10 protein-coding genes are annotated in these 12,370 nt (G+C 45.5%); 8 read left to right on the forward strand and 2 right to left on the reverse strand.

What is annotated here, in order from left to right; all coding sequences use genetic code 11:
• Window positions 1–4 precede the first annotated feature (4 nt).
• Entirely contained in the window at window positions 5–1,357 is a 1,353-nt protein-coding gene (locus tag ABD836_RS18505; RefSeq protein WP_344938839.1) for an N-6 DNA methylase, read from the reverse strand.
• A complete protein-coding gene (locus ABD836_RS18510; protein WP_344938841.1) occupies window positions 1,354–1,959 on the reverse strand; it encodes a restriction endonuclease subunit S domain-containing protein in 606 nt (201 codons plus the stop codon). Before ABD836_RS18510 ends, ABD836_RS18505 begins: the two co-directional genes overlap by 4 nt.
• Window positions 1,960–2,190: 231 nt before the next feature.
• Between ABD836_RS18510 and ABD836_RS18515 the strand changes: the two genes are divergently transcribed.
• The 8 genes from ABD836_RS18515 to ABD836_RS18550 all read left to right on the forward strand — a co-directional run bounded on the left by ABD836_RS18515 (window position 2,191) and on the right by ABD836_RS18550 (window position 12,338).
• Entirely contained in the window at window positions 2,191–3,909 is a 1,719-nt protein-coding gene (locus ABD836_RS18515) for a type I restriction-modification system subunit M (protein WP_344938843.1), read from the forward strand.
• On the forward strand, window positions 3,902–5,137 hold the full coding sequence (locus ABD836_RS18520; RefSeq protein WP_344938845.1) for a restriction endonuclease subunit S: 1,236 nt from the start codon (window positions 3,902–3,904) through the stop codon (window positions 5,135–5,137). The genes ABD836_RS18515 and ABD836_RS18520 overlap by 8 nt, the downstream gene beginning before the upstream one ends.
• A 211-nt stretch (window positions 5,138–5,348) precedes the next feature.
• The gene (locus ABD836_RS18525) at window positions 5,349–8,447 is read left to right on the forward strand and encodes a type I restriction endonuclease subunit R (RefSeq protein ID WP_344938847.1); all 3,099 of its coding nucleotides are present in this window, start codon (window positions 5,349–5,351) and stop codon (window positions 8,445–8,447) included.
• Window positions 8,447–9,163 carry a M48 family metallopeptidase gene (locus ABD836_RS18530; protein WP_344938849.1) on the forward strand — a complete coding sequence of 239 codons (717 nt, stop codon included), beginning with the start codon at window positions 8,447–8,449 and terminating at the stop codon, window positions 9,161–9,163. The genes ABD836_RS18525 and ABD836_RS18530 overlap by 1 nt, the downstream gene beginning before the upstream one ends.
• Complete coding sequence (locus ABD836_RS18535) at window positions 9,163–9,420, forward strand: hypothetical protein (protein ID WP_344938851.1); 258 nt, start codon at window positions 9,163–9,165, stop codon at window positions 9,418–9,420. Before ABD836_RS18530 ends, ABD836_RS18535 begins: the two co-directional genes overlap by 1 nt.
• 14 nt (window positions 9,421–9,434) lie before the next feature.
• A complete protein-coding gene (locus ABD836_RS18540) occupies window positions 9,435–10,562 on the forward strand; it encodes a DUF4268 domain-containing protein (protein ID WP_344938854.1) in 1,128 nt (375 codons plus the stop codon).
• A 95-nt stretch (window positions 10,563–10,657) separates the two neighbouring features.
• On the forward strand, window positions 10,658–11,200 hold the full coding sequence (locus ABD836_RS18545; RefSeq protein ID WP_344938856.1) for a hypothetical protein: 543 nt from the start codon (window positions 10,658–10,660) through the stop codon (window positions 11,198–11,200).
• Window positions 11,201–11,318: 118 nt separating this feature from the next.
• Window positions 11,319–12,338, forward strand: coding sequence for a hypothetical protein (locus tag ABD836_RS18550; protein ID WP_344938858.1), 1,020 nt, complete (start codon window positions 11,319–11,321; stop codon window positions 12,336–12,338).
• Window positions 12,339–12,370 lie beyond the last annotated feature (32 nt).

Here is a 12,370-nt window from a genome sequence, read left to right on the forward strand (position 1 = left end):
CCAGTTAAGGCTGGTATTTCGCAATGAGGTTTTTCAGCGCTAATTGAGCTTTCTGAGCACGTTTCTCTGCCTGAGCCAGTATCGCTGCCTCGTTCCGCTTATCGTCGTTGTAAGTGGCTGTTTGCTCTATTGAGGGCAAGTAGTGCTGTGCTAGTAAATTAGCGCTTCTATCGTTGAGGTCTTGGTTCAATAAAATATTGTCGGCGCTAATTATCACGCGGTTAGGGTCAGTAGGTTTAGATTCAATATTCTCGAATAGGTCGCCAGTTTCCTCGTTAATAACGACGCTCTCTAATGCGCGATTAAGGGCGCTGGCTTCGTTTAAAAATACGATTTCATTTGAATCTTTTACCTGCTTTTTAAGTACCAGTATCGACCGGTTTTCCTTGCTGTTAACGTCATCCTCTAGTGCAATAATCGAATCGACATAGGCATGATTGATAAGCGCGGTTCTGATGGTGGCATCATAGCCGCCACGACTGAGCCAGCCATTGCTAACAATGATGTAAGCCGAACCTTTATCGTTCAATTGTCTTAATGTTTGTTGTATCCACAAAGAGGTACTAGCCGTACTAGGTAGCTCTGAGGGTGGAGCTGTTAGAAAGGGGAACTTAGCTGCCAGTATTTCTAGCTGATCTTGTTGTAGTAATGGTCGAGTGGGTGGCTCCACAATCACGATATCAAACAGCTCTTTTAATTGCAGGGCGTGGGTTTCGAGATTCGAGTGATCTCGGTTTGTCGATTTTCCCTCAGGTAAACATGCAGCCAGCAAATAGTCTTGGTTACAAAAAATGACATCAATGCCCTGAGCTATCAATAAGCGGTGGCTGATCCGGCTTAGCGTTGGGTCTGGCTCATTTAAGACCAGCAAAGCGGGGCTAAAGAGTTCTGTCTTTAGCGCTAGACCGCAGTGGCTATCCAGAAGGGATTTGCCTTCAAGGTTGCCAATCAGCGCTTGCAGGTATTTTTGTAGTGTTAGGTCTGGCTCTGAGCGCCGCAGATAATTTTTGACATAGTAGCGGCGAGTCGCTTCTGCTAGTTCGGGAATCGAGGCCGAGCTACCGCTGACGACGCGAGCAAGCATCGCTAGTACTGGCCCTGGTACACCTGCTATACGGCCAGTTTCCCAAGGTTTGTTGGGGACTGTTAGAGATAGGCGCTTAAGTTCACTGAAAAAATACTCTTGGCAGGTCTTTGGGTCATCGATGAGCTTGCCTGTTTCTTTAAGTGTGGTGGGTGAGGCAGCACCAACGGCCAGAAACAAGCTTAATGCTTCTAGGTAATCATCAGCCTTTAAATAGCCTTTGCAAAGTTTTTGCATTTCCAAGATTAGAGTGAGTGCTGAATTATTTCTCATTTCGCACCCCATATAATTTGGTCTAATACATTGCTAGCAACGCGGAACTGCTGTTCAGCAAGGGCGAGGGTGGCGTTATACGCTTCGTGTCGTGCACTAGACAGCTCGTTGATCGCATTATGTTGGTCTAGGTTAAGGGTGGGTATCTTCAAGCGTCGCAGGTCGGCAGCCCGTAAGCTCGGTACGCGTGAACCGAATACCAGACCCAAGCGCTCCCGCGATTTAGGCGAGTTAAATAACTCCGCAATATAAGTGCTGTTGCAGGCTGGGGAGGTAGGTCGAATAATCGCGAAATTAGCCGAGGCCAAAATCTTTTCTTTGGCTAAATTTTGATCAATGACAGCCGCTCTTATATTGCCTCGTGCTAGTACCAATATATCCTTAGATTGGGCTATAAAATGGTTTGTGTTGTGTTTGTGTTTCCACACAGGCACAAGGCTGTTTTTGTCGATATTTCCACAATTATCGAGTGTAGAGCCGGTAATTAAATGCACAATGGGCTCTCCGTGAATCGGTGATTTAGAATAAACGCTGACAGTAGCGCCCATAAAAATATCAGCGATATCGCCTAGAATTAGCTCAGAATGTTGAGGGTCCGTCATTTAATACCGCCTATTTATAAAATCGTAATCAATTTACGATTGAGATATTAAGGTCTGGGTGTTAAAATGTCAATCGTAGACAGGATACGAAATTGCAGTGCTTGCTGGAGTGAGGTACAAAAACCACCGGCGAGGGTGGATTTAAATTAGCTTTACAATGCTTTATCTATCGAAGAAACTCGAAGCTCGCCCAATGCTGGGTGGCGGGGAAATACAAGGAAAATCAACGGAATGGCACTAACTCTCCAGCAACTAGAATCCTTCCTATGGGAAGCCGCTGACATCCTTCGCGGCAACATGGATGCATCAGAATATAAAGATTACATCTTTGGCATGATGTTCCTTAAACGCCTATCCGATGCATTTGATGAAAGTCGTGAGGCGGTTATTGCTTACTACCTTAAAAAGGGTAAAAGCCAAGCCGAGGCTGAAGCCTTGGCCGACGATGAAGACGAATACGACAAAACCTTTTACATTCCACCTGTTGCTCGCTGGGATGCCATTAAAGACCTGAAGCACGACATTGGTGCTGAGCTGAACAAAGCCACAGAAGCAATTGAAGAATATAACGCCTCGCTCGAAGGTGTATTGGTCTCAATCGATTTCAATATTAAAAACAAACTGTCAGATAAAAAGCTTCGTGATTTACTCAGTCACTTCAGTACCCACCGCTTACGCAATACCGATTTTGAGCGTTCAGACTTGTTGGGTACAGCGTACGAATATCTGATCAAGATGTTTGCAGACTCAGCCGGTAAGAAGGGTGGTGAATTCTATACTCCTTCAGAAGTGGTTCAGTTGTTGGTGTCTTTGCTTAAACCCCATGCGGGAATGCGTATATACGACCCTACAGCGGGGTCTGGTGGTATGTTGGTGCAAACACGTAACCACCTTGCTAAACACGGTGAGAACGCATCTAACTTGTCTCTGTATGGTCAGGAAATGAACCTGAATACATGGGCAATCTGCAAGATGAATATGTTCTTGCACGGTGTCTACAGTGCGGACATCCGGAAGGGCGATACCTTGCGTGATCCTCAGCATACCCAAGCCGGTGAGCTGATGACCTTTGACCGTGTTATAGCTAATCCACCGTTCAGCCTTAAACAGTGGGGTAAGGAAGAAGCGGATTCTGATTCTTATGGTCGCTTCCCTTACGGCACACCACCAAAGGACTTTGGTGATCTAGCTTTCGTTCAGCACATGATCGCCAGTCTCAACGCTGAAGGTATGATGGGTGTGGTAATGCCCCATGGTGTGCTTTTTAGGGGTTCCAGTGAGAAAGAAATCCGCAAAGGTATATTGACTGATGATCTACTGGAAGCGGTCATAGGGCTGCCGTCTGGCTTGTTCTACGGCACCGGTATTCCTGCCAGCCTGTTGATTATCAATAAAAACAAGGCTGCTGAGCGCAAAGGCAAAGTGCTGTTCATCAACAGCGAGCTGGAATTTGAAGAAGGTAAAAACCAGAACAAGTTACGTGATCAAGATATTGAAAAGATTGTTCAGACCTTTGAAGGCTACGAAGAGATCAAGCGTTACTCAAAAGTAGTGCCTTTGGTAGATATCGCTGAGAACGATTACAACCTCAATATCCGCCGTTATGCCGATACCAGTCCACCGCCAGAAATCTATGATGTTCGCGCAATTTTGCACGGTGGTATTCCTGTGCGTGAAGTGGAAAGCGAATACATCAGCGAAGAAATATTGGGAGGCTTTGATGTTAGCGTGGTCTTTGTAAAGCGCGATGCTGAGTATTACGAGTTCAAGCCTGAGATTGAATCTAAAGAAGCCATTCGGGATGTGGCGGGTGATGTTGATGCCAAGGTGATCACGCAGCTGGAGCGATGGTGGGACAAGTATCGAGTGTCGTTGAAAGAACTGGATGCACAGGTGGCGGAAGCAGAGAGGGTGATGAAGGGCTACCTTGTGGAGCTGGGATATGAGTAATACGGTTCCTAGTGGATGGGGTGTTCATGAGCTAGGAGACCTCGCCCTTAAAATCGAAGGTGGTGGTACCCCGCCACGCAACGAACCAAGATATTGGGGTGGTGATATTCCATGGGCTTCCGTTAAAGATTTGCGTGGAGTTGAATTAAATTCAACTAAAGAATCTATTTCAGAAATGGGGTTGGAAAATAGTTCCAGTAAGCTTATTCCTGCAAATACATTAATTATTGCCTGTAGAATGGCAGTTGGAAAAGCGGTGTTCTTTAATCGCGATGTTGCTATAAATCAGGATTTAAAGGCTTTTTTCACGAGGGATAATGTTAATTGGCGATTCCTTTTGCATTGGTATCTGGCTAAAAGCGAGCAGATCAATGATCTAGCCACTGGCTCGACTGTAAAAGGAATACGACTAGATGATTTGAATCTGCTCCCAATAGATTTACCCCCACTTCCTGAACAACAAAAAATCGCTGCCATCCTGTCCACAGTCGATGACGTGATCGAAAAAACACGCGCACAGATTGCCAAGCTGAAAGACCTTAAAATCGGCATGATGCAAGAGTTGTTGACCAAAGGGATTGGGCACACTGAATTCAAGGATTCACCTGTGGGGCGGATACCGGTGGGGTGGGATGTTAGGAATCTCGAAAAAATTACCGTACGTATAATCGATTGCGAACACAAAACAGCACCTTATGTCGATAAGTCTGAATATTTAGTTGTCAGAACAAGTAATGTGCGACACGGTGAGCTTATTCATGATGGTATGAAATTTACAACTGAAGGTGGGTATGCAGAATGGACTAAGCGGGCTGTTCCTTCTGTCGGTGACGTACTTTTTTCGCGGGAAGCACCAGCGGGTGAATCGTGTATGGTTCCAAGTGGAATAAAGGTGTGCATGGGGCAAAGGATGGTTCTGTTAAGCCCGAATGCAGGTGTAGTTTTTCCGGATTACTTCTCTTTGTTTTTATCTTCAGAAATCGCAAGGTTGGCTATTTATGGGCTGTCTATCGGGACAACAGTAACCCGAATTAATATCGAAGACATAAAACGAATTCCTTGCGTCATTCCACCTGTAGTTGAACAGAAGGAAATATTTACCGCTGTTCAATCAGTACAAACTTCGATTCTATCCAAAAAATCGAGGTTAAATTCTCTTAAATCTGTAAAAAAGGCTTTGATGCAAGAGTTGTTGACCGGCAATGTTCGCGTGAAGGTAGATCACTGATGGCTAGCTCAAAGAATAACCACAAAAGACCTTTGTTGGGCGGCGAAACAGAATCAGTAACGATAGCTTGTAGGCATTCCAACCCCGACATTTGTGCTAAGCACAGCATGGTTGGCGTTTGTGCATTTGTGGAAAAAAATAACTATTGTCATGCGCCACCAGCATCGTGGAAAAAACTGTACAAACAACTATTGATGGAAAAACAAAAATCATGTTTAAGGATGAACTCGATAAAGTAGAGCAACCCGCGATAGATCAGTTGGTTAAGTTGGGCTGGGCGTATGTGGCTGGTACTGAGCTGTCCCCTGGCTATTTATTGGCTGATGGCTCTTCAACTGAACGTACGCGCATGAATGAGGTGGTGTTGGTGAACCGCCTTGAAGTTGCGATGCGTAAGCTCAATCCATGGATCAGTGAAGAGAATCTGCGCAAGGTCATGCGTGAGATCACTCATCCGCAGCATGTTGGCTTGATGGAATACAATCATTCCATCTATCAGATGTTGGTTAATTACCTGTCTGTTGAGCAGGACTTGGGCAAAGGACGCAAAGGGCAGACGGTCAAAATTATTGATTTTGATAACCTAGCCAATAATGACTTCTTGTGCACCAGCCAGTTCAAGATAGAAGGTGTTAACCAAAACATCATTCCCGACATTTTGTGTTTCGTGAATGGCTTGCCGTTGGCTGTTATTGAATGCAAATCACCCTATGTGTCGGATGCCATCGGTGAAGGGGTAAATCAGCTTCGCCGCTATGCCAATCTACGCTATCCCGAAACTGATGAAGGAGCGCAAAAGCTATTCTGGTACAACCAACTAATGGTCAGTACCTGTCGGGATCAAGCCAAGGTCGGCACTATCAGTTCCAGTGCCCAGCACTATGGCGATTGGAAGGACGCGTATCCCTTCACCGATGCTGAGATCAGTGGTTCATCTTTATTTTCTGGTGAGAATGAAGTCAGAGAAATGGCTTCACCGGTTTGTTATGCCGGTGAATTTGAAAAGATTAGCACAGTCACATCTCAGCAACGACTGATAGCGGGGATGTTCAGCCCTTACAACTTCTTAGACCTCATTCAGAATTTCACCATATATGAAGCCGTTGATAGTCGCTTGATCAAAAAGGTTGCCCGCTATCAGCAGTATCGTGCGGTTAACAAGGTCATAGAGCGCCTTAAAGTCGGCAAAGACCGCAAAGAGAAGTCAGGGGTAGTGTGGCATACCCAAGGGTCTGGTAAGTCGCTGACAATGGTGATGCTGGCGGTGAAGATGCGCCGTGATCCTGAGTTGCAGAAATACAAATTGGTGTTTGTCACCGACCGTACTCAACTTGATGCGCAGTTATCCAATACCTTCCGCGATGCCCAGAATGAAACGGTTTATAACGCCGGTTCGGTGTCAGAACTCAAAACCCTGTTAAGTCGTGAATCATCCGATATTGTCACCGCCATGGTGCAGAAGTTTCAGGATGCGGAAGCAGACGGCGACTTTAAAGACCTAAACCCCAGCGATAAGATCATTGTATTGGCGGATGAAGCTCACCGTACCCAGTTTGGTAATTTGGCTGCGACGATCAATGCGGCTTTGCCCAATGCCCCTAAAGTCGGTTTTACAGGCACACCGCTGCTAAAAAACCAGAAGATGGATCAAGCTTTTGGTGGCTATATCGATCAGTACAAGATCAATGAGGCGGTAGAGGATGGGGCTACGGTTCGTATTATCTACGAAGGTCGGGAAGTACAAAGTGATGTAGTGGGTGAATCACTGGATGCACTATTTGAAGAATACTTCAAAAGCTACAGCGATGACGAAAAGCGTGAGATCAAAAAGAAGCACGGTGTTGAGCGTGCGGTGCGTGAAGCTCCTGCCCGTATTCGCTGGGTCTGTATCGACCTGCTGAAGCATTATCGCGAACATATCCAGCCCAATGGCTTCAAGGGCATGATCGTCGTGGGTAGCCGTTATGCGGCGACCCTATTTAAGAAAACGTTGGATGATCTCGGTGCGCCACCCTCGGAAGTCATTATATCCGGTAAGCACAACGATGAACCGATGTACGCGCCGTATACCAATGGTGCCCATCAGAAGCAGGTCATCAAGAACTTCACCAAGCCGCTGGGGACTGATAAAGAAAAAGAAGACCCCACCGCCTTCCTTATCGTGAAGGACATGCTGCTGACCGGATTTGATGCGCCAATAGCGCAGGTCATGTACATCGACCGCAGCCTGAAAGATCACACCTTGATGCAAGCCATTGCACGGGTGAACCGGACGTATAAGGGCAAACAAGCCGGTTTTGTCGTGGATTACCATGGTTTATCCACTCACCTGACTGAAGCACTTGATATGTTCAGCAGTGATGATGTGGCTGGCACCTATCATTCACTGAAGGACGAAATACCCAAGCTTAAAGCGACCCATACCCGCGTTGCACATGTCTTTGCCTCGGTGAAGGGTGATGATATTGATGATTACGTTCTATTCCTGAAAGACGAAGACATCCGCCAGCAGTTTGAGCTGGCATTCAAACGTTTCGCCAAACAAATGGATGTGATCTTGCCTGATGTGGCAGCCAAGCCCTTTGTGCCAGATTTGAAGCTATGGGGCAAAGTACAGAATGCCGCCCGCAACCGTTACCGTGATCCTGGACTTAACATCAAAGATGCCGGTGAAAAGGTACGCAAGCTGGTGGAAGACCACATCATCAGCACGGGTGTAGACCCCAAAATTCCACCCGTTGATCTCATGGCGGCAAACTTTAAAGAATCGGTAGAGAAGGTTAAATCACCGGAATCTCGTGCGTCTGAAATTGAAAGCGCGATCAAGCACCACATTACCGTCAACTTGGATGAAGACCCTGAATACTACAAATCCCTGAGCTTACGGTTACGGGACATCATCGAAAAAACCAAGGGTAAGTGGGATCAGCAGTTGGAGTTGCTATTGGAATTGGTTTCCAACATTGAAACCGAACATAAGCAGGCAGCAGACGACCTAGGGCTTACTGAAACTGAATACGCCTTCTATAACATCTTGATGGCTGAGGTGAGCGCACACAGTAGCGATGGCGTGGTGGGCGATGAAGAGCATGAAGAGATAAAAGCCACCAGTCAGTCATTGGTGGAAATGTTTGATGAAGCCACCCAGATCGTTGATTTCTTCCAAAAGAATGATGAAGTGAAGCGAATGAAGAAAGAGATCAAGCGGGCGATATTGGATTGTTCCTATGGTGAGCCAGCTATTGTGAAGGTGGTTCAGGAGCGGTTTTTGGAATTGGCACAAACGCGGTTTGGCGGGTCAAGGCGGTGATGGCAGCAGTAAAATCTGAATACCGCGAAGGCAATGGTTTCATTGCGGAGATCATTCGTACGGAGCGGCGTAAAACCGCAGATATACGCGTTGAAGAAGGCGCGGTATCAGTTGTGGTGCCAACTAACTTAGCCCTTAGTAGAATCGATGAACTGCTAAAAACCAAACGAACGTGGATCAAAGAAAAGATTGCGCTGCATCGCGAAGCACAACCCGCTAGTGAAAAGCAGTTTGTATCTGGCGAAGCCTTTTCATATCTAGGCCGTAATTACCGCCTGAAGGTCGAAGAGGGTGCATTCCAGCCTGTACGTTTACTCAAGGGACGGTTGGTGGTTACGGTTCCCAAAGGTAAGGATCAACCCCATATGATCCGTAATGCCTTAATACGCTGGTATAAACGACAGGCAGAGCAGAAGTTGCGTGAAAAGGTTGAACGTTATGCTCCGATAGTGGGTGTTGAGCCTACCGATGTGCGAATCAAGACCTTTAAATCACGCTGGGGCAGTTGCACAGTAAAAGGTCGGTTAGAGTTCAACTGGCGGGTAATGATGGCTCCAAACCGCTGCGTGGACTATGTGGTGGTACATGAGCTTTGCCACTTGAAGCGACATGATCATTCGGTAGCGTTTTGGAAGGAAGTTGGGCGGGTGATGCCGGATTATGGGGTTAATAAGGATTGGCTGAAACATAACGAACCCAGCTTGGGTGGCTGGTAGTGGAGTTTGAGTACGTTTCAGAACGGAAACCTAGGAAATGCCCGAAATGCGGCGGGAAGCGCATCGCCCAAATCTTTTATGGCATGCCTGCTTTTGATGAAAAAATGGAGGCTGACCTTCAGGCGGGCAAGATTGTATTAGGCGGGTGCGATCCGGGTTTGTTGTGGGACGCTCATTGGCAGTGTGTAGATTGTGATGCTCAGATATGTCGCCAAAAAGATGTTGATGTATATAAGGTTCTTTTTGATAAAAAGTAAATGGAAGTTACGTTATGTACAGAATTGATAAACCTTCGAATACGATACAGCGACTTGAACAGAAGTCTTTTGCCTCATTAGGATTTCGGGAAAGAGATAATTTGCAAGAGTGGATTGCCAAGCAGCCTGATGTATTGGGTGAAGACCTGCTGATTATCCAAAAAGAATTCAATGGGTTTGATAGCACTCAAGAACGGCTTGATCTACTGGCCTTAGATAAGCAGGGTGCATTGGTCATTATTGAGAATAAGCTCGATGACTCAGGTCGCGATGTTACGTGGCAAGCTTTGAAATATGCCTCATATTGTTCTGGGTTATCTAAAGCGAATATCACCAAAATTTACCAACAGTACCTTGATTCCAATTCGTCCAATATTCGTGCGGAAGATAGTATCTCTGATTTTCTTGATGGTCAGGACTACGATGAGCTAGTTTTAAATAAAGGTGTGACTCAGCGGATTATATTGATCGCTGCTAAATTTAGAAAGGAAGTCACCAGCACGGTGTTGTGGCTAATGAATTTTAAAATTCGGCTCCAATGCTTCCGTGCGACACCCTATGCAATGGGGGATGAGCTATTTCTTAATGTAGAACAGATAATCCCTACTCAGGATGCCGAGGACTTTATGATCGGTATGGCGGAAAAAGCACAGGACGATATTGAGTCGCAAACTCAGCAAAAGAATCGCCATATTGTACGCAAAGAGTTTTGGTCGAAGTTGATACCTGCGATGAATGCAAGCAGCTCCAATTTATACCAGAATATTAGCCCTGGTATTTATCATTGGGTTGGCGCGGGTTCCGGTGTGCGGGGCGTAACATTCAATTTTGTAATTACTAAGTCATATTGCCAAGCAGAGTTATATATAGATCGCGGTGAAAAAATTGAAAATAAGACGATTTATGACAAATTGTTTGATTTGAAGGCTGAAATTGAGAGCAGGTTCGGTGGTGCGCTGGGGTGGGAGAGATTGGATGAAAAGCGCGCCAGTAGGATTAAGGCGTCGATGCCAGCAAATATTTTCGATAAAGATCAATGGGATTCAATGATCCAATTTATGACTGATGCGATGGTTAAATTGGAGTTAGCTATTAAACAACCGCTTTCTTCAATCGGTTCAGAATTACGACAAAGTTCTTAAAGAATATCGCCATGGGCGTTGATGATAATACTGGTTCCAATTTTCAAGGTTATTTTCAATCGCTGTCGGTCGGCCAGAGTAAAGGGTAGATTTGTATGAGTTTTAAAGACGAAGCGTATGTTCGTGCGATGGATGAACTCAAGAAAGAGCGTTTGGATGAGGCTACTTGGGCAAGAGCTTATTCGGATTCGGAGGGTAGTAATGCCCGAGCTAAGTCTTTATATGTCCAGTATCGTGCAAACAAATTGATTGGTGCATGGCTACATGAGAAGAAAGAGGAAAAGCTAGCGGAGCGTCGGCGAGAGGAGCTTGAACGGGCGCAAGATGAAGAGAGAGTTGCGCGAGAAAAGGATGAGAGGGCGAGGGTTTGTGCGGAGAATAAAAAAATAATTGAAGAAGCTGAGAGCAGGAAGCGTTTTTGGTATTTATGCTTTTCAGTCGGCGTCGGTTTATCGGCGTTTTATATTCATTTCTCAATGCTCTCTATTTGGCTTTTACCCTTAAGTGTTTTTTTGGGTTTTTGCTGGGGATGCATCCCCGGGTGGTGGCTATTGGGTAAAGGTAATGACAGGGTGGAGGGAGTATTTGTTTGTGGAGGTGTAGCGCTGTTTGAGCTATTTCTGATATGGATATTTTGAGGCGATTGAAATAGTTAGATAGGGATACACTAATTTTTAAATCCGAACGGAAGCCAGTTTGATTGTTTTCTGAACAGTGAGGTTCAGTTTGCTATACATAAAAAGGATTGTTTTAATTTTGACGCTGGTAAGCACTTTCGGCATGTGGGCGGCCTATGCTACCGAATTTACCAGCATATATTTGGGTAAGAAGTTTGCGACGCTTGTTGTATGGTGGGAGCGTTCGGAGGAATTGTTGCGGCAGGAGATCGAGCTAGCTATTCAAGAAGATCGGCTGGACGACGCAAATACCTTTATTGAAATGAACAAGGAATTTGGATACCCACATAGTTCTCAGTGGGATCAAGAGATTGCTAGAAGATCGACATTTTTTTACAAGGCTAAAATGGCGCCAGCGCATGCTGCGCGAGGTTTGGCTTACGGCGAAATGGATAGTCCTGTATCAACAACAGTGACAATCGCCAGTGATTTTTTCGTAATTGGTGATGTTCGCGATTTAGCGCATGAAGGGTATCGGGTTTCAAAAGGTGAAGAGCTAAATAAGCTTGTCGCGGGCTTGGCTGCGATCGGTCTAGTTACGACATTTTCGACGCCTGTTGTCGATGGTGGTGTTTCTCTTGCCAAGGCGGTAGCTAAGCAAGCCTCGAAAAAAACTGCTAAAAAGTCTTCTGGATTCAGCCGATTGCTTACGTCTAAAGTAAGCGAAGCTGTGGATTTTGATTTGCTTACTTCTCAATTAATAAAAGCCGAATTTACACCAGTTGGTATTCGAAGATTGTCGGCAGGTATTGGCGATAGCTTGCACTTCGAACGTGTAACAGGTTTTTTTTATGACTTAGGTGTTATTCAATCTAAATCTGGCGGCACTAGAAATGCGATGTTTTTGATTAAAAGGGTTGATAGCGATGATTCATTGCAGGCCGTAAAAAGGGCTAGTATTGGGTTTGGTGATAAAACGGTATTGATGGTTCGGGTAGGCGGCGAAAAGGTTGTAAAGGTATTTAGTCGGTTATTTCAAAAGCTGGTTTGGTTGGTTGGTGCCTTAATCACAACTGCGATTGTCATGGTGCAGTTCATTTTCATGGGAATTTCTTTAGTCCGAAATCTTAGATTGAGAGGCAGTGAGTCTCCTGCATAACTTAAATGGTCGTTTGTGCTTAATTCGTTAGC

It is taken from the genome of Zhongshania borealis (assembly GCF_039539625.1).
Classification (GTDB): domain Bacteria; phylum Pseudomonadota; class Gammaproteobacteria; order Pseudomonadales; family Spongiibacteraceae; genus Spongiibacter; species Spongiibacter borealis.